This window comes from Inquilinus sp. OTU3971, from assembly GCF_038440215.1.
The window spans coordinates 1-20,504 of record NZ_JASATH010000096.1; the positions used below are offsets into that span (position 1 = coordinate 1).

Annotated in this window: 19 protein-coding genes; 7 read left to right on the plus strand and 12 right to left on the minus strand. The window is 68.2% G+C overall.

The genetic code is table 11. The features are described 5' to 3' along the window. The 9 genes from AAHM41_RS22645 to AAHM41_RS22685 all read right to left on the minus strand — a co-directional run. Positions 1–481 (minus strand): hypothetical protein (locus AAHM41_RS22645; RefSeq protein WP_342238850.1); only part of this gene is annotated, 481 nt, incomplete at its 3' end. A gap of 141 nt (positions 482–622) precedes the next feature. After that, positions 623–1,153 (minus strand): dihydrofolate reductase family protein, encoded by a 531-nt coding sequence (locus tag AAHM41_RS22650; protein WP_342238851.1) that lies wholly within the window; start codon positions 1,151–1,153, stop codon positions 623–625. 287 nt (positions 1,154–1,440) lie between these two features. Then, positions 1,441–1,710, minus strand: coding sequence for a hypothetical protein (locus tag AAHM41_RS22655; protein WP_342238852.1), 270 nt, complete (start codon positions 1,708–1,710; stop codon positions 1,441–1,443). A 75-nt stretch (positions 1,711–1,785) separates the two neighbouring features. Next, positions 1,786–2,742, minus strand: a complete 957-nt coding sequence (locus tag AAHM41_RS22660; protein WP_342238853.1) for a carbohydrate kinase family protein — start codon at positions 2,740–2,742, stop codon at positions 1,786–1,788. Beyond that, positions 2,730–3,827 carry an ABC transporter ATP-binding protein gene (locus AAHM41_RS22665; protein WP_342238854.1) on the minus strand — a complete coding sequence of 366 codons (1,098 nt, stop codon included), beginning with the start codon at positions 3,825–3,827 and terminating at the stop codon, positions 2,730–2,732. The genes AAHM41_RS22660 and AAHM41_RS22665 overlap by 13 nt, the downstream gene beginning before the upstream one ends. A 1-nt stretch (position 3,828) precedes the next feature. After that, on the minus strand, positions 3,829–5,331 hold the full coding sequence (gene argH / locus AAHM41_RS22670) for an argininosuccinate lyase (RefSeq protein ID WP_342238855.1): 1,503 nt from the start codon (positions 5,329–5,331) through the stop codon (positions 3,829–3,831). A 2-nt stretch (positions 5,332–5,333) separates the two neighbouring features. Continuing rightward, positions 5,334–6,176 (minus strand): carbohydrate ABC transporter permease, encoded by an 843-nt coding sequence (locus AAHM41_RS22675; protein WP_342238856.1) that lies wholly within the window; start codon positions 6,174–6,176, stop codon positions 5,334–5,336. After that, a complete protein-coding gene (locus tag AAHM41_RS22680) occupies positions 6,176–7,072 on the minus strand; it encodes a carbohydrate ABC transporter permease (protein ID WP_342238857.1) in 897 nt (298 codons plus the stop codon). The genes AAHM41_RS22675 and AAHM41_RS22680 overlap by 1 nt, the downstream gene beginning before the upstream one ends. A gap of 52 nt (positions 7,073–7,124) precedes the next feature. After that, a complete protein-coding gene (locus AAHM41_RS22685) occupies positions 7,125–8,399 on the minus strand; it encodes an extracellular solute-binding protein (RefSeq protein WP_342238858.1) in 1,275 nt (424 codons plus the stop codon). Positions 8,400–8,557: 158 nt separating this feature from the next. On the opposite strand from AAHM41_RS22685, the gene AAHM41_RS22690 reads away from it, so the two are divergent. The 6 genes from AAHM41_RS22690 (at position 8,558) to AAHM41_RS22715 (ending at position 14,516) form a co-directional block, all read left to right on the plus strand. Then, positions 8,558–9,766: an ROK family transcriptional regulator gene (locus AAHM41_RS22690; protein WP_342238859.1), complete on the plus strand. Its 1,209-nt coding sequence runs from the start codon at positions 8,558–8,560 to the stop codon at positions 9,764–9,766. Next, on the plus strand, positions 9,753–12,206 hold the full coding sequence (locus tag AAHM41_RS22695) for a PIG-L family deacetylase (protein WP_342238860.1): 2,454 nt from the start codon (positions 9,753–9,755) through the stop codon (positions 12,204–12,206). The genes AAHM41_RS22690 and AAHM41_RS22695 overlap by 14 nt, the downstream gene beginning before the upstream one ends. A 95-nt stretch (positions 12,207–12,301) precedes the next feature. Continuing rightward, positions 12,302–12,967 (plus strand): IS6 family transposase, encoded by a 666-nt coding sequence (locus AAHM41_RS22700; RefSeq protein WP_342238861.1) that lies wholly within the window; start codon positions 12,302–12,304, stop codon positions 12,965–12,967. 9 nt (positions 12,968–12,976) lie between these two features. After that, entirely contained in the window at positions 12,977–13,243 is a 267-nt protein-coding gene (locus tag AAHM41_RS22705) for an ArsB/NhaD family transporter (RefSeq protein WP_342238862.1), read from the plus strand. A gap of 68 nt (positions 13,244–13,311) precedes the next feature. Then, positions 13,312–14,247 carry an MFS transporter gene (locus AAHM41_RS22710; protein ID WP_342238863.1) on the plus strand — a complete coding sequence of 312 codons (936 nt, stop codon included), beginning with the start codon at positions 13,312–13,314 and terminating at the stop codon, positions 14,245–14,247. 23 nt (positions 14,248–14,270) lie between these two features. Further along, entirely contained in the window at positions 14,271–14,516 is a 246-nt protein-coding gene (locus tag AAHM41_RS22715) for an MFS transporter (protein WP_342238864.1), read from the plus strand. 304 nt (positions 14,517–14,820) lie between these two features. Here AAHM41_RS22715 and AAHM41_RS22720 read toward each other — a convergent pair whose 3' ends face one another. Together AAHM41_RS22720 and AAHM41_RS22725 are read right to left on the minus strand one after the other, a co-directional pair. Continuing rightward, positions 14,821–15,501 (minus strand): peroxiredoxin-like family protein, encoded by a 681-nt coding sequence (locus AAHM41_RS22720; protein WP_342238865.1) that lies wholly within the window; start codon positions 15,499–15,501, stop codon positions 14,821–14,823. 12 nt (positions 15,502–15,513) lie between these two features. Further along, a complete protein-coding gene (locus AAHM41_RS22725; protein WP_342238866.1) occupies positions 15,514–18,807 on the minus strand; it encodes an adenylate/guanylate cyclase domain-containing protein in 3,294 nt (1,097 codons plus the stop codon). A gap of 359 nt (positions 18,808–19,166) precedes the next feature. On the opposite strand from AAHM41_RS22725, the gene AAHM41_RS22730 reads away from it, so the two are divergent. After that, complete coding sequence (locus AAHM41_RS22730; protein ID WP_342238867.1) at positions 19,167–19,532, plus strand: site-specific integrase; 366 nt, start codon at positions 19,167–19,169, stop codon at positions 19,530–19,532. A gap of 677 nt (positions 19,533–20,209) precedes the next feature. Here AAHM41_RS22730 and AAHM41_RS22735 read toward each other — a convergent pair. Continuing rightward, the gene (locus AAHM41_RS22735; RefSeq protein ID WP_342238868.1) at positions 20,210–20,500 is read right to left on the minus strand and encodes a helix-turn-helix domain-containing protein; all 291 of its coding nucleotides are present in this window, start codon (positions 20,498–20,500) and stop codon (positions 20,210–20,212) included. Positions 20,501–20,504 lie beyond the last annotated feature (4 nt).

Here is a 20,504-nt window from a genome sequence, read left to right on the forward strand (position 1 = left end):
GCACCGGATAGCCCCAGCGCCGGCACAAGGCCGCCACCGCGACCTCCGCCCGGCTGGCCTCGATCAGCTCGACCACCTCCGGCCGCTCCAGCCGCTCGCTCAGCTCGTCGGCGCGGCGATCCTCCTCACCGTCCTCGGACGACTCGTAGACCGCCGCCTGCATCGCCAGCTTCACCCGCAGCTCGTGCCAGTCCTCCTGCGCCGCCTCCCGCTTCGCCGCGGCCTTGCGCCGCTCGTCGCGATGGTTGGCGAACTTGTCCTCCAAGAGCAGGGTCAGCCGCAGCGACCGGGTGATGACGGCGATCCGCTGGCCATAGTCGACACCGGGCTGCGGCGCCTCCACCGCCTCGGTGCGGGTCGCCTCGATGATCTCCATATGGACGTCCGCCGCTCGGGCGAGCATGCGCAGATGCCGCGCGGTCCGCTCCTCCTGGGGAGTGGCCGGGGCCTCCGAAACCGAATCAGTCTGCGCCTTGTCCATGGAACATAGCATGAACGAGATCGCAGATTAATACAAGCGAACAATGTGTTTACAGCGGGGTGATGTTGGATCGAGGCTTGACCGCAAAGGGTGAGCAGCGGCCCTGACGCGCCGGCGCAGCCCGTGGGGCGGGTCGCGCGATCAAGCGGGAACGTACGTCAACCTGATCACGTCTTCGCCAACTCGATCGCTGGCCACAAGGCGGAGCGGCGGCCGCGGGCCGGCGAAGAACGGCGTGCCGCGACCCAGCACGACTGGGTGGAAGTGGAGCCGATACTCATCGATGAGACCAAGGTCGGTCAGACTGTGCGCCAGGTCTGGTCCGGCGACTGCAATCTCCCCGACGAGCTGAGCCTTCAGCCCGCGTATCACCGTCTCGAGGTCATCGTCGACAAGTGTGGCGTTTGGGCCGACTGACTTCAGCGAGCGCGACACGACCCATTTCGGTTGGCGCCGCCACGCCGCCGCGAAGTCGCGTCGCTCCGCGTCCCACTGAGGATCGTCTTCATCCCAATAGCGCATGATTTCGTAGATGCGGCGACCGTACACACTGCCGGTCAGGTCGCGCACGTGCTGTATCCAGTGACGAAAGAGGGCGGGGCCTGCCTGCATTTCCAGGTGGTCGACGTAGCCGTCCAGGGACTGGTTCATTCCGAAGACGAGCTTCGCCATTCGGCAAAATCTCCACCCAAGGGCCTTCAGACTAGCTTGACCTGCTGTTACGCGGAAGTGAGGTCGGGCACGATCGGCGCGCCGCATTGCCGGTGTGACCAATAACCAGAGGTCCTCTTTCCGCCCTTCTCCGTCGGTCAGGCCAACAGAAGGGTGCCCAAAAGCGGCCATCGCGCTCGACACCGGAGAGCGGACAAGGCCCGAATCGACCCCAAGCTGCCCATCAGCAAGGAGGACCGGACCTTCCCGTATCCTCTTCTTTGCGGACGAAGTCCGTCTCGGAATGGTTACAGCAGTTCGCCGAAGGGGATGAAATCGACCGAGATCCCCGGCTCGAGTTGGGTCAGGGACTCCGGCAACTCGGCCAACCCGACTGTCTCGGTCAGCGATGTCAGCATGCCTGCTCCCTCCTTTGGAAAGCGCCGCAGCCGTCCGCCATCGCCCGCGTCGAGCGAAACCGGACATATTCGCGCCCGCCGCGCTTTTTTGGTAGGAGAACCCGGCCAGCGGGGGGAAGCGATGCGGCACGCGTGGTTGCATGCCGCCCACCGCCTCAATCAGCGGCCTCGCCACGGCGGCAAAGGTGACGAGCGCCGCCACGGGATTGCCGGGAAGCCCGATTGGCAATGTCGCTAAGCAGCCCCGGCCGCTGCGGTTGCCTGAAGATCGAGCGCCAGCGCCTTTATGGCGGCACGGCCGGTAGGATCGGCGCCCCCTGGTCGCTGCACCGAAAGGCTGCCACAGGCAACACCCCAGGCAAGGCAGCTATCGAGCGGGGCCCTGGCCAGCCAGCGATCGAGGAAACCGGCGTCGAAGGAGTCGCCCGCCCCGGTGGTGTCGACGACCGGAACAGACGGCGCTGCGGCCCGCGACGCGTCCTTCCCCGCCTGCGCCACGGCGCCGTTGGCGCCGAGCTTGACGGCCACTACCGGAATCCGCGCCGCCAGGAAGGCCAGGGCGGCATCGACCGTTTCGGCGCCGGTCAGGGCCATCGCCTCATCCTCATTCGGCAGGAACAGGTCGATTCCATCGAGCAGCCGGAGGGCATCTGGGTCGTCGATGGCCGCCTGATCCCAACTGCAGTCGAGTGACACGGTCAGGCCCTGCCGACGGGCACGACGCGCCAGATCGGGAATCTCCCTCAACGTCGCCAGTTCGGCAATGTGCATGTGCATCACCAACCCGCTGCCCACCGCTGCGTCGAGGGTCGCCGGCTCGGCCCTGCCGGCGCGGCGGGTCAGGAAGGCGCGGTCGTTGTCGACCGCCATGGCGACCGTGAGCTGCGGTCCGGCGTCGGCCGCGCGGTCGAGCCAACGCAGATCGACCCCGCTTGCCGCGAGCGGACCATCGAGCCCCCGGCCGAAATGGTCGATCCCGATCCGGGCTGCCAGCGCCGCGGGCCGGCCGAGCCCGGAGAGATGGGCGGCAGTGATGAACGCCCCGCCTCCCGGCACCAGCGTGACGTCCCGGGCGAAATGCTCCCGCCCCGGCTCCGGCATCGCGTCGAGTCCGGTGAAGACCAGATCGGAATAAAGGCGGCCGACGCAGAGGACGAAGCCTTCGGCGGGCCCAGCGGTCAGGCCTGACACAGCGCCTGCTCGGTCTGGGCGTCGAAGAGATGGAGTGTGTCGTTGGCCGCGGCCAGCCGCACCGTGCGGCCGACCTGAGGCGGCCGTCGGCCCGGGGCGGTGCCGACCATGGTCGCGCCGGCGGCATCGACATGCAGCAGGGTTTCCGGCCCCAGTGGCTCGATCACCGACACCACGCCCTCGATCACGAAAGCATCGGCCGGGGCTTGCCCCTCAACCGCGGCGAGGTCGTCGGGCCGGACGCCCAGCAGGATTCGGCGGCCCGGCGCAATGCCTGCGGCCGCCGCCGGCAACGGCGCCGCCCCGCCGCCATCCAGCGCCACTGCCATGCGCCCGTCGACCACCGCGACCTGCCCCGGTAGCAGATTCATCGGCGGGCTGCCGATAAACCGCGCAGTGAACACGTTGGCCGGGCGGTGGTACAGCTCGGCCGGGCTGCCGACCTGCAGGATGTGGCCGTCGCGCATCACCACGATGCGGTCGGCCAGGGTCATCGCCTCGACCTGGTCATGGGTGACGAAGACGATGGTGCTGCCCAGGCGCTGGTGCAGCCTCTTGATCTCCAGCCGCATCTGGCCGCGCAGCTGGGCGTCCAGGTTGGACAGCGGCTCGTCGAACAGGAACACCGCGGGGTCGCGCACCATGGCGCGGCCGATGGCGACGCGCTGCCGCTGGCCGCCCGACAGCTCGGACGGGCGGCGGTCGAGATAGGGGGTGAGGCCCAGCAGCGTTCCCGCCTCCTCCACCTTCCTGTCCTTCTCCGCTTGCGGCAGCCGGGCGCTGCGCAGGCCGAAGCCGATGTTCCTGCGCACCGTCATGTGGGGGTAGATGGCGTAGTTCTGGAACACCATGGCGATGTTCCGGTCCTTCGGCTCCAGCGTGTTGACGGCGCGGCCGCCGATGCGGATCTCGCCGCCATCGATCTCCTCCAGCCCCGCGATCATGCGCAGGGTGGTGGACTTGCCGCAGCCGGACGGGCCGACCAGCACGACGAATTCGCCATCGGCGATGTCGAGGTCGAGGCCATGGATGACCGGGTTCTTGCCGTAGGTCTTGACGATGCGGCGGAGCGAGACGTCGGCCATGTCAGCCCTGTCCCTTCAGCACGATGTCGAAACAGGAATTGAGCATGGCGAACGCCCCCTTCTCGCGATCGGCCGCGGTGGCGGCGTTGGCCGCAAACGTCTCCAGCACGGCGGCGTAGCCGGCGAAGGCCTTCTCCAGCGGCTCCGGTGCCGGGCCGCCGAAGCGGGCGCGGACGGCGACGAAATGCTCCGGCGAGACGATCTCGCGGAACCGGGCCTCGTCCACGGTGGACGGCCGCCCGCCGATCTCGGCGAAGGCCAGCACGAAGGGCGCGAAGCCGGCCTCGGCCAGGCTGCCGCCGGCCGCGACCACCGCCTTTGCCGTCGCTGCCGCGATCTCGTGCGCTTGGCGGAAGGACAGGCCTTCGATCCGCACCAGGCTGTCCGCCAGCTCGGTCACCGTGATGCAGCTGCGGTCGATGTTGCGGCGGACCTTGTCGCCGTCGATGGTCACGGCGGCGACCAGGCCCGAGAGCAGGTCGAGCACGCGGCCGGCGAGGTCGAAGGCGGCGTAGCCCTGGCCCTGGGTCTCGCCCTCGCTGTCGTTCATGTCGGTGAACGGCGTGTTGTGCATCACCGTCAGCATCGACCGCGCCCGGGTCATGGCGTGCGACGCGAGCAGGCGGAGATGCTCGATCGGCACCGGGTTGCGCTTCTGCGGCATGATCGAGCTGATCTGCACGAAGGCGTTCGGGACGTAGAGCTGCCCGACCTCGAAGCTCGACCAGAACTGCAAGTCCTGCACCAGCCGGCCGAGATGCAGCATCATCAGCTCCAGTGCGGCATAGGTCGAGGTGACGTAGTCGACCGCGGCGATGCAGCTGTATGAATTCTGCAGCGGTGCCGAGAAGCCCAGGAGCTCCGCCATTCGGTGCCGGGCGATCGGGAAACCGGTGGTGGTGATCGCAGCTGCGCCCATCGGGCAGAGGTCGACGACGGCGCGCGCCGCCTGTAGCCGCGCCAGGTCGCGCAGCAGCACTTCGATCACGGCGGCGAGGTAGTGGCCGAAGGTGGTCGGCTGCGCCGGCTGGCCGTGGGTGTAGGCGACGATCAGCGTCGCCTGTTCCCGCCGCGCGGTGTCCAGCAGGCTTTGCGCCAGGCCGCGCGTCTTGGCCGCCAGCGCGTCGATCCGCCCCTTCAGCGCCAGCTTGAACAAGGTGTGGTCGATGTCGTTGCGCGACCGGCCGGTGTGCAGCCGGCCGGCGATGTCGGCGCCCAGCCGGCGCTTCAGCTCGGCCTCGATCAGGAAGAAGAAGTCCTCGACCTCGCCGGTGTAGGCCAGCGCCTCGACATCGAGGTCGCGCTCGATGTCGACCAGCGCCCCGCCGATGGCGGCGGCGGTGGTGGCGTCGAGCACGCCGGTCTCGGCCAGCATCACCAGATGAGCGCGGTCGACGCGCTGGAAATGGTGGCGATAGTACCGCTTCGCCCCCTCGAACAACGGCGCCAGCACCGTTTCGGCATAGACGGGCGCCGGGAAGCGGCTTTCGTCCTTGATCGCCATGATCACCCCTTCAGCCCGGCGAGTACCACGCCGCGCACGATGTAGCGCTGGAACACCAGGAACACGATCAGGGTCGGCAGCGTCGCGATGGCGGCGCCGGTCATGATGAGCTCCCACTGGATCTGCTGCTCGACCGCGAAGCTCGTGAGCCCGACCGGCAGTGTGTAGAAGTCGCGGCTGGTGGTCACGATCAGCGGCCAGATGAAGGCGGTCCAGTTGCCAAGGAAGGTGAAGATCGCCAGGGCCGACAAGGCGGGCGTCACCAGCGGCATGGCGATCTGCCACCAGATCTGGAACTCGTTCAGCCCGTCGATCCGGGCCGCCTCCAGGAAGTCGTCCGGCACCGTCTCGAAGAACTGCTTCATCAGGAAGGTGCCGAAGGCCGTCATCATGCCCGGGAACATGATGCCCCAGTAGCTGTCCAGCCAGCCAAAGGTCTTCGCCATCACGTACCACGGGATCACCAGCATCTCGGTCGGGATCATCAGGGTTGATAGGATTGCGATGAAGACCAGGTAGCGGCCGCGGAAGCGGAACTTGGCCAGAGTGTAGCCGACCAGGCTGTCGAAGAAGACGTTCGACAGGGTGACGGTGACGGAAATGCCGAGCGAATTGAGGAACCAGCGGAAGAAGCGCCCATCCTCGAGCACATAGGCGTAGTTCTCGAGCGTCGGCTCCTTCGGGATCAGCGACAGGTCATAGACCTCGTGCGGGAATTTGAACGAAGTGGCGAGCATGTAGAGGATCGGCATCACCATGACGATGCCGCCCATCATCAGCAGCGTCCAGGCGATCACCCGCCCGGGCCGGATCCGGCGGCCCATGATCACGGTCGCGGTCGCCATCAGCGGTCCCTCAGGATGCGGAGCTGCAGGATGGAGATGCTGAGCAGGACCAGGAACAGGATCACGGTCTGGGCCGAGGCATAGCCCATGTCGAAGGCGTTGAAGGCGGTCTGGTAGATCATCAGCACCAGCGGCTTGGTCGAGTTGAGCGGGCCGCCGGGGTCGTTGTTGGTGATGTTGTAGACCTGGTCGAAGATGCGCAGGAACCCGATCGAGCTGAACACCACCAGGAACACGAAGGTCGGCTTCAGCAGCGGCAGCGTGATCTCCCACAGGATGGTCCAGCGCGACACGCCGTCGACCCGGGCGGCCTCGTAGTAGCTGATCGGGATGGCCCGCAGCCCGGCCATGAAGATCACGACCTGGAAGCCGAGGCCGGACCAGATCGCCGGTGCCAGCACCGCCGGTAGAGCCTGGACGGTGGAGCGCAGGAAGGGCTGCTGCGGCAGGCCGATGCTGGCCAGGGCGTTGTTGAACACGCCGATCGGCACCGGCTGATAGAACCAGCGCCACACCCAGGCCATCGCCACCGCCGTGGTCAGGAACGGCAGGAAGTACAGTGCCCGGATGAAGCCGTGCATGAAGCGGATCTTGTCGAGCTGGTAGGCCACGACGAAGGCGATCAGCAGGCTGAGCGGGGTGCCGATCAGCAGGTACAGGAAGGTGTTGCCGAACACCTTCCAGAACAGCGGGTCCTGGACCAGCCGGATGTAGTTCCGGAACCCGACGAGGTTCGGGGTGCCGAGCAGGTTCCAGTCGGTGAAGGACAGCCAGAACGCGTCCAGCGTCGGCCAAAACCGGATGACGGCGTAGAACAGCACCGGCACGGCCAGGAAGCTCCAGGCCCAGACCACCTGCTTGGCTCGCACCGACAGGCCCGCGACGGGGGATCTCATGCCGGCTCCCCGTGCCGTTTCCCGCATCGTCACGCTCCGCACCCGGTTCAGGTCACTTTGCCTGGTGATGGCGGTCGATGATCGCCTGTTCGGCCTTGGCAGCCTCGGCCAGGGCGGCGTCGACCGGCTGGTTCTGCAGCACCGCGCGGTTGACCATGTCCATCGACACCTGGCGCTGCCCCGCCTCGTCGACGAACAGCGTGGTGTGGGCGTAGTCGAGGCCCTTGATGAAGGGGGCGTAGACCGGATTGGCGATGTTCTTGTCGCTGAGCGCGACCGACCGGCGGGCCGGCAGTTCGCCTACCGTATCGAGCCAGATCTGCATCGCCTCGGGCGAGGTCAGGAAGGCCAGGAACTTCTTCGATGCCTCCAACTTCTCGCCCTGGGCCTTGGTGGTGATCGCGTTCACCCAGTAGCTGGCGTAGTTCGAGCGCGTGCCGCCCGGCCCGGCCGGCAACTCGGCGACGCCGTATTTCAGCCCGCGCACGGCGTCGAAGGAGCCGAGGCGGAACGAGCCGTCGACGGTCATGCCGGCACGGCCGGCCTTGAAGGCGGCCTGGGCCTCGTCCATGAAGCCGAGCTGGCTCACGCCGTATTTGGTCTGGAAGTCGAGATAGTATTGCAGCGCCTTGGCGCCGGCCGCGTCGGCGTAGTTCACCGTCTTGTAGTCGTTGAGATACGGCTCGCCGCCGAACTGGCGGACCAGCACCTCGCGCCACCATTGGTGGTCCTGGCCGGCCATGTCCATGGTGATGCCGACCTGGGTGAGGTTGCCGCCGCTGTCCTTTTTGGTCAGCTTCTGGGCGAACTGGACCAGCTCGTCGAGGTTGGCCGGCCCCTTCTCGGGGTCGAGTCCGGCTTCCTCGAACAGCCGCTTGTTCCAGAAGATGGCGAGCGAGCGGACCGCCGTCGGCAGGCCGTAATAGTCGTCGCCGCGCTTCATCGCCTTCACCATCGGGAAGAAATCTGCCTCGATAGCGTCATGCGGGAATGTGTCGGTCGGCAGTGGCTGGATCAGCTTGGCCGCCACGAAATTGTCGAGCCAGCCGTAGAAGAGCTGCACCACGTCCGGCCCCTCGCCGGCGGGGATCGCGGCCGCGACCTTAGTCTGGTAGTCGGCATAAGGGAAGTTGGTGTGCTTGACGGTGATGCCGGGATTGTCGGCCTCGAACTTCGCGATCAGCGTGTCGATCGCCTTGACCCGGGAATCGTAGAAGTACTGCCAGTACTCGATCTCCACCGCCTGCGCTGCCGAAGCCGCGCCGCACAGGCCGAGCGCGAAGGCCGTCGCCAACGCCATGCGCCGGATGCCGCCGAAACGTGCCATCTCCCCTCCTCCATCCCTGTCTTGCTAGGGCACCGAGGCCCATTTGGGCTCGTTCCCACTCGATCACAGGCCGAAAGCCCGGTCAATAACTCAACATAGTTGAATTATTGTATTGGCCGCAGCACCCTGCACGCGGAGACTCCGGGAGACGGGCCCGCATGGCCATCGGCAACAATTCGGGCAAGACGCGATCCTACAACCGCCGGGTGGTGCTGGAGACCGTGCGGCTGCAGGGCACGGTCAGCCGCACCGAGATCGCGCGCCGCACCGCCCTGACCACGCAGGCTGTGTCGAACATCACGGCCGCATTGCTGGCCGAAGGGCTTCTGCGCAATGCCGGCCGGCGGCGCAGCGGGCGAGGCCAGCCGCCGATCGAGTACGAGGTCAATCCGGACGGCGGCTTCACCATCGGCGTCGAGATCGCGCCGCGGTTCCAGCAATCCGTCCTGGTCAATCTGGCGGGGCGCATCCTCGCAAGGCGCACATCCGTGGTCGACGACCCCACCCCCGCCGCCATCGGGCCGTGCCTGCGGCGCGAGATCGATGCGCTGCTGGCCTCGGCCGGCGTCACCCGCGCCGCGATCCTGGGCGCCGGGGTCGTCATGCCGGGCCCCTTCGGGATCGAGGGGCTGAGTTCGGTCGGCCCGACCGCCATGCCCGGCTGGCTGACGATCGATGCCGCCGCCTTCCTCGGCGAAGCGATCGGGATGCCGGTCCTGGTCGAGAACGACGCCACGGCGGCGGCGGTGGGCGAGCGGCTGCACGGCGTCGCGCGCGACTTGAGGGATTTCTGCCTCGTCCATTTCGGCACCGGCATCGGCCTCGGGCTGGTCCTAGGCGGGCAACCCTACACCGGCGCCTTCGGCAATGCCGGAGAGCTGGGCCATGTCACGGTCGAGCCGCGCGGTCGCCCCTGCCCTTGCGGCGGCCGGGGTTGCCTCGAACGCTATGCCTCGCTGCACTCGCTGGCCGAACAGCTGGGCGGCGCGGCCGATGTCGATGCCCCGATCCGCGACGGGGACCCGCGGTTCGATGCCTGGGTCGAGATCGCCGCCGAGAAGCTGCTGATCATGGTCGGCATGCTCGAGAACCTGTTCGATCCTGAGGCCATCGTGTTCGGCGGACGCCTGCCGGACGCCGTGCTGGACCGGTTGATCGCCAGGATCGGGCCGTTGCCGAACACCGTGTCGCACCGCTGCGGCCGGTCGGTCCCGCGCCTGCTGCGGGGCACCACCGGCGAACTGACGCCGGCGCTGGGCGCCGCGGCGCTGCCCGTCTTCGAAACCGTGACACCCGATTTCGGCGCCGTGCTTCGCGCCCGCGACACCGCGCGTGACACCGGAGGATCGTCCCATGCCCGCCGATGAGGCCCTCATCCGCCGCCAGATGGCCCAGCCGAGCGTGCTGCGGCTCCACCGCGCCCTTTCGCGGCTGAAGAGCATCGTCACCCTGCTCGACACCGGCGCCCATCCGGACGACGAGAGTAGCGCCATGCTCGCCGCCCTGTCGCTGCGCGACGGCGTCCGCGTGGTGCTGCTGTGCTCAACCCGTGGCGAAGGCGGCCAGAACGCGATCGGGCCGGAACGCGGCGGCGACCTGGCGGCGCTGCGCAGCCTGGAGATGGAGGAGGCCGCCCGCGTGCTCGATGCCGGCGTCACCTGGATCGGCCATGGGCCGGACGATCCGGTGCATGATTTCGGCTTCTCCAAGAGCGGCGTCGACACGCTGCGGCGCTGGGGTCACGAGCGGGTGGTGGAGCGGCTGGTCCGCGCTATCCGGACCGAGCGGCCCGACATCGTCATCCCGACCTTCCTCGACGTGCCGGGCCAGCACGGGCACCACCGCGCGATGACGCAGGCGAGCCGGGAGGCCGTCGAGCTGGCCGGCGATCCCGCCGCCTTCCCGGAGCACCTGGCCGCCGGTCTGTCGCCCTGGACCGTCGCGAAATTCTATCTGCCCGCCTGGTCGGGCAAGAGCGCGTCCTATGACGACGACCTGCCGCCGCCCGATGCGACCGTGGCGGTGCAGGCCGGCGATCGCGATCCGGTCACCGGTGCCACCTACGCCCAGATCGGCCAGTGGTCGCGGCTGGCACACCGCACCCAGGGCATGGGGGTGTGGCGCGAGGCGGGCCCATCCCCCTGGCCGCTGCATCGGGCCTATGCCACGCCCGAGATGCCGGTGGTGGAGGCTTCCATCATGGATGGGCTGCCCGCCACGGTCACGGCCCTGGGCGACGCCGTCGACGGCATCGAGTGCAAGACATGGCTGCGGACCGCACAGGCCGCGATCGACCGGGCCATCGCTGCCTGGCCGGACAGCGATGCCGTCGCTACGGCGGCGGCCCAGGCCCTGACCGCGACCCGCGCGGCACTCGCATCCCGCCCCGAGCACGCCGCCTCCTTCCTGGACCATCGGCTGCGTCGCAAGGAACGCGAGCTGGGGCAGGTCCTGTTCGTGGCGTCTGGGCTGGATGTCCGCGCCTTTGCCGAGCCTGCCGAGATCGAGCCCGGCGGGACGGTTGGCATCGCGACACCACGAGCCGCCAACACAGGCGCCACGGAGATTGCGATGGCGCCGCGGCTCCCCAGCGGTTGGGCCTGGGAGACCGGCAGCGCAGCGGGCCAATTCCAGATCCGCGTTCCCGACGGCGCCCCGATCACCCTCCCCTTCGCGCCGGGCTTCGATCCGCTGGGCGGCAATGGCCTCGTCTCGGTCGAAGTCGCCTTCACCCTGGCTGGGGTCCGAGCGACGGCGACCATCGATCTCGACGAGCCGATCCGGGTCCTGCCCGCCGCCTCCGTGACCCCGGTGTCCGATGCCATCGTCGTCAACCTGGCCAGCCCGTCGGCCCCACGGCCCCTGGGCCTGACGCTGCAGAGCCTTCGTGGGACCCCAGCGGCGGAGCGGAGGGTCGGCGTCACGGCACCCGCGGGCTGGGAGACGTCGGGGGCCACCTCGGTCGCCGTGCCCGGGAATGCCGGGGTGGCATCGATCGAGGCGGTTCTGACCCCGCCCGTCACCGCCAGTGCCGGCCTTCACGAAGCCGTTGTCACCATCGACGGCCAGCCGGGCTGGGGCGTTCGGCGCATGAAGCACCCCCATCTTGGAGCAGTGGTTCGCGCGGCCCCGGCAACCCTGCGGCTGCGCACGCTCGAGGTCGCCCTGCCGGACGGTGTTCGCGTCGGTGTCGTCGGCGGCGGCAGCGACCGCGCCGACGCCTGGCTGCGCCAGGTCGGCCTTGCCGTCGACCCGCTCGATGCCGCAACCCTGACCGGTGGCGACCTGGGAGCCTGGGACACCATCCTGGTCGGCGTCTTCGCCTTCCGCACCCGGCCGGACCTGGCCGCCGCGACCGCGCGCCTGCACCGCTGGGTCCGGGACGGCGGCCATCTGGTTACGCTGTATCATCGCCCGATCGACGCCTGGAATCCGCAGTCGACGCCGTTGGCACCCCTGACGATCGGTCATCCCTCCTATCGCTGGCGGGTGACCGACCCGTCAGCCCCGGTCCAGGTGCTGCGACCGGGGCACCCGCTGCTGGCCGGTCCCAATCCGATCGACGAGGCCGACTGGGCCGGCTGGGACAAGGAGCGCGGGCTGTATTTCGCCAGCCGATGGGATCCCACTTACGAGGCGCTGCTCGCCACCGGCGATCCGGGCGAGTCGCCGCTGGAGGGCGGGCTGCTGTCGGGCCGCTTCGGGCGGGGGCGCCACACTCATGTCGCCCTGGCCCTGCATCACCAGTTGGATCGGCTGGTGCCCGGCGCCTTCCGGCTGATGGCCAACCTGATGCAGCGGGCCTGACCGTCGCAGCCAGGCGCTTTGGTGAACATGCTGTCTGGCAGGGCTTGTCACGTTCGCGGCCTTGCGAAGGGCCGGCGAGCGGCGTAGCGGTGGCCATGACCCCGCCTGACTATGCCGGTTATCGCTTTCCATCCGACGTGATCCAACGCGCCGTCTGGATGTATCTCCGCTTCACCCTGAGCTACCGCGACGTCGAGGACCTACTCGCCGAACGCGGCATCGAGGTGTCCTACGAGACAATCCGCCGCTGGGCGAGCGCGTTCGGCCCGATGATCACCCGGCGCCTTCGCGCGCGGCGACCGGCGCCGCACCGGCGCTGGCACGTCGACGAGATGTTCGTCCGGGTAGGCGGCAAGCAGATGTACCTCTGGCGCGCCGTCGATGCCGAGGGCGAGGTGCTGGTTCAGGCCAGGCGGGACGCCGCTGCCGCCGGCAGGCTGATGCGCAGGCTCCTCCGGAAGCAGGGCATCGCTCCAACCGCCTGGGTCACCGACAAGTGTCCGGCCTACGGCGCCGCGCTTCGTGACCTGCGGCTGGACGGGATACCCCACCTGCGGGCCAAGCGGCTGAACAACCGGGCCGAAAGCTCGCACGTCCCGGTCCGGCGGCGCGAGCGCAAGCTGCAGCGGTTCCTGTCGATGCATGCCGCCACCTACAACACCTTCAACCTCTGCCGTCACCTCACCACCGCCCGCACGCACCGCCGCTGTCGCGCCGAGGCGTTCGCGGCATGGCGGGATGCGGCCGGCGTCGCGGCCTGAGCCTGGCGGGTGCCGGCCTACCGCGGCAACGCTCTACAACGTGACAAACCCCTGGCCCAGGCGCCGGTGCCGCCGCAGTTCGCCGGCGCCGCGCTGATCGGCATCGATCTCGGCCCCAACCTCTCGGTGACCGGCTCGCTCGCGACCATCCTGTGGCTCGTCGCCCTGCGGCGCGAGGGGCTGGAGGTCGGCACCCGGCAGTTCCTGCGCCTCGGTCTGGTGGTGATGCCGCCGACCCTGCTGCTGGCCCTGGCCGGCTTCCTGCTGCCGTGGTGAGCGACAGCCGGACATCCGCGGCGGTCGAGCCTGCCCGCCCCGGCTTCGATCCGCGCTCGCTCGACGCGGTGAACTTCCTGCTGGCCGATGTGCGCGGCGCGGTCGGGCCGTATCTGAACGTCTATCTCGTCACCCAGCGGGCGTGGAGCCAGTCGGCGCTTGGACTCGTCACGCTGGTCAGCGGCTTGGCGGGGCTGGCCCTGCAGACTCCGATCGGCGCGCTGATCGACCTCACCCGAGCCAAACGCGGCACCATCGTGGCCCGCCTCGCGGTGCTCGCGATCGGTGCCTCCGTCATCTTCGCCCGTGCGGATTTCTGGTCCATCCTGGTCGCGACCATGCTTATCGCCGTAGTCGGCGATGTGTTCGGCCCTGCCGTCTCGGCCCTGACCCTGGGGCTGATCGGGCGGCGGGGGCTGGCCCGGCGCATGGGACGCAACGCCGCCTATGACCATGCTGGCAATGTAGCGATCGCGTTTCTCGCCGCCTTCGTCGGATGGTGGTTCTCGCAGCGCGCGGTGTTCCTGCTGGTGCCGGTTTTCGCCCTGCTAGCTGCCGCGGCCACGCTGTCGATCCCGGCCCGTGCCATCGATCATGACCTGGCGCGCGGGGCCGATAGGCCTCCCAGCGCCACGGCGGCGGCGCCCCCGGCTGGTCGGTGCTGCTGCGCTGCCGGCCTTTCGTGGTGTTCTGTGTCTGCGCCTTCCTGTTCCACTTCGCCAACGCGCCGCTGCTGCCGCTGGTCGGGCAGGAACTCCTTTGCCCATCCGGGCTGGGCGACGGCGATGATGTCCTTCGGCATCGTGGCGGCGCAGGCGATGATGCTGCCGATCGCGGTGCTGGTCGGCCACCGGGCCGACCGCTGGGGGCGCAAACCGATCTTCCTGGCCGGCTTCGCCATCTTGCCGATCCGCGCGGTGCTCTACATACTATCGCATGACAGCGGCTGGCTGATCGCAGTCCAGCTTCTCGACGGGTCGGCGCCGGCATCTTCGCCGCCCTGACGCCGCTGGTCATTGCCGACCTGATGCACGGCACCGGCCACTACAACCTCGCCCAGGGTGCCGTCGCGACGATGGTCGGCGTCGGCGCCTCGCTCAGCGGCCTCGCCGCCGGGGTGATCGTCGATGCGCTCGGCTTCGATACCGCCTTTCTGGCTTTCGGCCTGGCTGCGGCGGTTGCTGCCATCGTGTTCGGCCTGGTCATGCCCGAAACAAAAATGAACCATTCCCAAGATGTTCCGGCGCAGCTGGAGCCTGCCGGAACCTCCTGATCTGCCCGGCAGAAGGGCGCCAACTGCGGACATCGCGCCGACGCCTCGGTAGCAGACATTCCTCAGCTGGCCGGCGTCGACCCCAAGCCGACAGTCCTCGCCAATACGCCGAGTGGCCGGCAGGGAGCGGCGGCGGCCTACTTGCTGACGCCAACCGGCAATCGGCTATATCTCGTCGTGTCCGCCATTCCAGCGGTCGGTGGGCGCAAGGCTGAAGTTCGCGTCTTCAGCCAGCGGACTAAGACGCCAGCAACCATGAGTCGGCCTGTCCTAGTCTCAAAGCGGCAAAATCTACAGCGCAGGATTAGCTCGCGACGCGCGAGGCGGCCGACATGAGGTCTTGTGGTGTCGGCGCCCCGAATAGGTTCTTGCCGCCATCCGCTACTTCAGTAAAGGACCAGCGAATGATACCCTCGCGGTCAAGCAGGAACTCGCCAACGAGCTGGCCCATGCCGGTCGCTTGCATCTGCTGGTCAGCATCGGTGATTTCGTAGCCGTCCATCTTATTGAGGGCCGCTGCCGCCGCCATCGGGTCGAGCGGCTCGGGCAACTCGCCGGTCACGTTGATCTTCATCGACATCATCTGGCTCATCGCGACCTTGCGGGGCCAGTCACTTTCGTCTTGTGTGAATTCGACATTAGGCAGGCCGAAGGCACGGTGCGACGCACGATCAGGATCGGCCGCGGCCAGCAAATTGGGGATCGGGCGATAACGGAAATAGAGGCGCGCGCGCTCGATCGGCGTGTTGACCACAGTTAGCATGTCGATGCCCTTCTCGCGCAGCGCCGGCTCAAGCTGGGCCATCGCGGCGATGTGGCGCCGGCAATAGGGACAGTGGAGTCCACGAAAGATGCCGATCAAGACCGGCGTGCGGCCGCGATAGTCGTCGACCGCCACCTTGCCCTCTCGGGTGATCGCGTCGAGCACGACATTGGGCGCAACGTCGCCCGGCTGGAGCGTGCGATCAGGTTGAGAAGTAGACATGACGTCCTTCTCCTAATCGAGAAACGGCAGCACGATGAGAGCGCTGGGGTCAAGCCCGTGCCGATCGCAAAGCTCTCGTGCCAAACCGAAATAGCGCTCAGCCTCCTCCATGTCGTCGCGGTCGAGGCAGAGCGTCGCCAACCCATCATAGCAGGGAAACAGGAGCTGGGGCTCGCCGATCTCACAGGCCACCTCGAGCGCCTCGTGGTAGTAGCGGAGCGCGAGGTCGGGCGCGTCGTGGCACTGGTGGATCTGGGCGAGCACAGTCAGCGGCACCGCGAGGTGCTCGCGCTGGTCGAGCGCGCGGTCGATCTCGATCGCCTTTTCGGCGGCAGGCACACCCTCCTCGCCGCAGCGGGCAGTGAACGTGCAGCAGGCGACCGCGAGATTGGTGTAGAGCCTTGCCTGGAAGCCGAGATCGCCGATGCGGGTGGCGACCTCGAGGCCGCGGCGGCAGACCGCGATGGCGCGCGCCGGATCGACGAGTGCATAGAGCACGCCGAGATTGGTGTAGGCGCGGCACACCACGCTCTGGAGGCCGGCCGCCTCGGCCACGGCCACGCTGCGCTCGACCTCGCGCACCGCCTCGACGTTGCGCCCGAGCCGGGCGAGGGCGACACCCTTGGTGTTGAGCGCCTCCGCAACCGCCCGTGTAGCTTCGAACCCGATCTCCTGGCCTGAATCGGTCGAACAAGTCTCCGCATAGCCGATCGCCTTGTCCGCCCACTTCACCGCCCCCGCATGGTCGCCCATGCGAAAGGCGAGGCGGCCGCGTTCTTGTGAGAGATGTGCGCGCTCGATCAGCGCGTCGGTGCCTTCAAGCAAGATGAGCGCCTCGGCGTAGCGCGCCTCGGCCTGATCGCGCCGGCCGGCGTCCCACAAGAGTCCGCCGACCTTACGCATGATACGGGCCGCCGCGGCATGATCGCCCAAGTCCTGATAGGCGCGCAGCACCACGTTGTAATGTTCCTGCGCGGTCTCGCGTCGGCCGATCGGACGGCACAGATCGGCGATGCGCTCGCAAAGCATAAGCTGCTCGGGCCCTTGCTCGTTGGCCGCCCGCAGGGCGGCGAGCGCCTGCTGGTAGTGGCGGATGGCGTCGTCATTGGCGTAGGCGGCACTGGCCCGATGGCCGGCAACACTCAGGAATCGCGCGCCTTTCGCCTTCGCCTCGCTCAGGCAGAAATGGTGGCCGAGGGCGATTAGGTCCTCAAGCCGCTCGACCCCGGCCGGCACACGGGCTTCGAGCGCCCGCCCGACGCGGCCGTGCAGCTCCATGCGTCGCTTCACCAGGAGGTTCTGATAGATGACGTCCTGAAGCAGAGACTGGGTAAAGCGGAACTGCGCCTCGAGCCCGGAGTCCGGCTCCTCGTCGATCACCTCGGCATCGAGCAGGAGATCGAGCTGACTGCGCACCTGTGCCGGGTCGCTCGCGATCGTGCGCAGGAGCGCGGCATCGAAGCGCGGGCCGACCACGGCCGCCTCCTGGGCGAGCATGCGCGCTCCACGCGGCAGCCGATCGAGCCGGGCGAGCAAAATGCCCTGGATGTTGAGCGGAATTTCGGCCGCGCCGTCATTCGCGAGCGTGCGCCAGCTTGAGCCCTCGCGTACCAGCGTGCCGTTCTCGATCAAGCTACGGACGATCTCCTCGAGGAAGAGCGGGTTGCCGCCCGCGCGCTCAACGATCCGCCCGCGCAACTCCTGCGGGAGAGGAGAGCCCCCGAACAGAGCTCCAATCAGCGCATGGCTCGATGGAGCCTCCAGGGGCGGTAGCCGGATCGCGACGTGGTTGATGCGGCTGGTGGCGAGCACGCCCGCCTCGAACGCGGGTCGATGGGTCAGCACGATCATCAGCCGGCTGCGGTCGAGCCGGTCGGCAAGCAGGCGAAGCACCTCGAGCGAGGCCGCATCTGCCCAATGCAGGTCCTCGACCACGAGAAGAACGGGGGCACGCGCCAGTCGGCGCTCGAAGAGTGTGCGCACCGCGAAGTGGATCTGGCGCTTGAGCTGCTCGGGCTCGACTTGGCTCAGCCCGGTCCCAACCGCGCCGAGCCCGATGACATGGTCGAGGGAGGGCATGAGCTCAGCGCCCTCAGACGGCGATAGCCCGAGCTCGACGATGCCTGCGGCCAGCTTCTCTCGCATCGCCGCCGCACTATCCTTCGAGGCGATGCCGTAGGCGCTGCGCAGGATCGCACCGAGCGCGCCGAAGTGCTGTTCGCCGAGCGGCGAGCAGGCCGTGCGCCGCACCACCACCGAGCCGAACCGCTCATCGTTCTCCACCCGCGCCAGGAGTTCGCGCACCAGGCGAGACTTGCCAATACCGGCATCGCCGATCAAGCGCACCAAATGGGCGTCGCCCGCGACCGCCCGTTCCAGACAATCGAGCATGCGCCTGAGCTCGGTGTCGCGGCCGATCAGGGGCGCGCTCAGGCCGAGCGCTTCGAGTCCGCGGGCTTCGCGCGGGGCGTCGAGCGGACCAATCAAGCGGTGCACCGGATGCTGGCCGCTCTTGCCCTTGAGCGCGACCTCGCCCATGAACTCAAAGCCGAAGGCATGGCGGGCGAGGCGGTAAGTCGTCGGGCCGACCAGCACCTCACCGGCTCCCGCCAGGGATTGCAGGCGCTGCGCAGTGTTCACCATGTCGCCGGTGACGGAGTAGGACTTCGCACTACCCGCGCCGAAGCCGCCGGCCACCACCGACCCCGTGTTGACGCCGAGGTGGAGCGTGAGCGGTAGGCCGGCGCGCCCGCGCCAACGGGCATCGAGGCGCGCTGTCCGTTGGAGCATGGCGAGCGCCGCTCTGAGTGCCCGCTCGGGGTCATCCTCATGGGCGTGCGGCGCCCCGAAAAGTGCGAGCAAGGCGTCGCCGACGAACTTGTCAACGAAGCCGCCGAACTCTTGCACTGCAACGGTCAGTTCTTCGAACAGCTCGTTCTGAAGCGCCCGCATGACCTCGGGGTCGAGCTGTTCGGAGAGAGTGGTGAAACCGCTGAGGTCCGCGAACAGGACTGTGACGGTGCGCCGGTCGGCCTCGCCCGCAAGGGCCTGTATGGTGGGCAGTGGGGCGACCGGAGCGGGTCGGAACAGCTCGGGAGAAGTGAAAGGCGAAGGCGGCGGTGCAGTTGGTTGCGCCTCGATCGGCTGGAGCGTCGCTCCCTGCTTCTGCCCACATTTCGGGCAAAACGCGAAATCGGGCGGGTAGGCATAGCCGCAGCCGGCGCAGCGGGCGGGCTGGCGCGCGCCGCATTTCGGGCAGAACGCAAACTCTGCCTGGATGACGAAACCGCAATCGACGCAGTTCATCGATTTGGCGTTCTACAATCCAAGACCGCTCGATTGCTGAGACTGGAGAGTTTCCGAGATTGGGACAAGGCGGAATCGCGTGGTCCGTCTCTGACCGGGCGTCGCCCAGGGGTCAAAACCCATAAGCCGACATCCACCGGATGACCGGCTGTATGTCCGTTGCCCACCCCGAGCCGCCGACCACGCGCGCCGCGCTTACGGCGTCGCTCGATCAGTCCATCTTGCCGGAGAGCGCCATAGGACTAAGCCGCTGCCGCGGCGTGGGCGTGCGGCGGGGACGGAGAGTTGAGCCGGCCTGGGCCCTGATCGCGGGTCCTGTCTGAATCAGGGGTCCATTCCCCTGCAGACAGGAGAGTTCGATGAGCTCTGCGCCGATGAGTCCGCTGCGCCAGCGGATGATCGAGGACATGCGCATCCGGCAGTTCGGGCCGAAGACCCAGCACGACTACGTCCGGGTGGTGGCCGACTTCGCCCGGTTCCTGGGGAGGTCGCCGGACCGGGCCGAGCCGGAGGACCTGCGGCGATACCAGCTGCACCTGGCGGCCGAGGGCGCCTCGCCCGGCAAGATGAACCTCGCGGTCTCGGCGCTGCGGTTCTTCTGCAAGGTCACGCTCGGCCGGCCGGCGTCAGGCCGAGCGGCTGGCGACGGTGCGCACGGGCGAGCGGCTGCCGGTCGTGCTCAGCCCCGAAGAGGTGGCGCTGTGAAACCGGCCGAAGCCGCCTGACGGCGGCTGGCGGTGCGGGCGCCTGCGCATTCTGAGGGCGCCGCGCCCGCACCGCCAACATCAGCGGCCGTGACCCTTTTTGCAGAAGACCCTGGACACAACTTCACCAAGTCGTGACAGCTCTATCCAGAGGCTTCAGACAGTTCGTCTCCTCCATGCCTGCTCCGGTTGCTTCCGGCTGGAGCGTTCGCCGGGCGGGACTCTCACCCACTGGAAAGCGCCGCCCTGCACGGCGCACGGGACACGCAACTACCTACGCTCATACGCACCGACGCGCGATCATCGGACCGCCATCCAAACCTCAGAGGCGATAGCCCTCAATGCGAGCCGACGTGCGCGGACCGGTCGGTTCAGCGCCGGCGCTGCCCTTGCCCCTCACGCCGAAGAATTGGCAGCGGGTCGGAGCCGGCTTGGGCAGGAGACAAGGCGTCGCTCCCTTCCCTAACGGGTGACAAGCGGACCTCGGAGCGCGCCTTCAAACGCGTCCGGTCCGCCTCAATATCCAGACACTGGCGCAGCTTCCCGACCCGGCCGCTTACCTGACCGCCAAGCTCGGCTCGTCCGATTGATCTTAAGTGACCGCATGACGGCCGAGGGCAGACAATCGGCCGCAACTTCAACCGATCATCGCGACATGTCTGCGATGGCCGACCTCAAGTCGTCCGCTGCGAGGATGGTTATGGCGAGCTAACATCCCACACAAGGCAATCGTGTCGCGAAACCGGGCGCCCCGATCTGGGCTGGTCGAACAATCCCCAGATGCGCTGCCGGGCGAATCGCCTGCGCCAGCGCCCGATGCAGTGCTCCTCGAGCCGCAAACGCTCGGAGATCGAGCGGTTGCTGAGCCCTTCCGCAGCGAGCAGAACAACAGCGGCCCGCTTCGCCACGGCCCGCTCACCAGCCGTGCCGGCGATCCGGTCGAGCAGCCTGCGCTCATCGTCCGTCAGGATGACGGGATCGGCCTTCATCGTC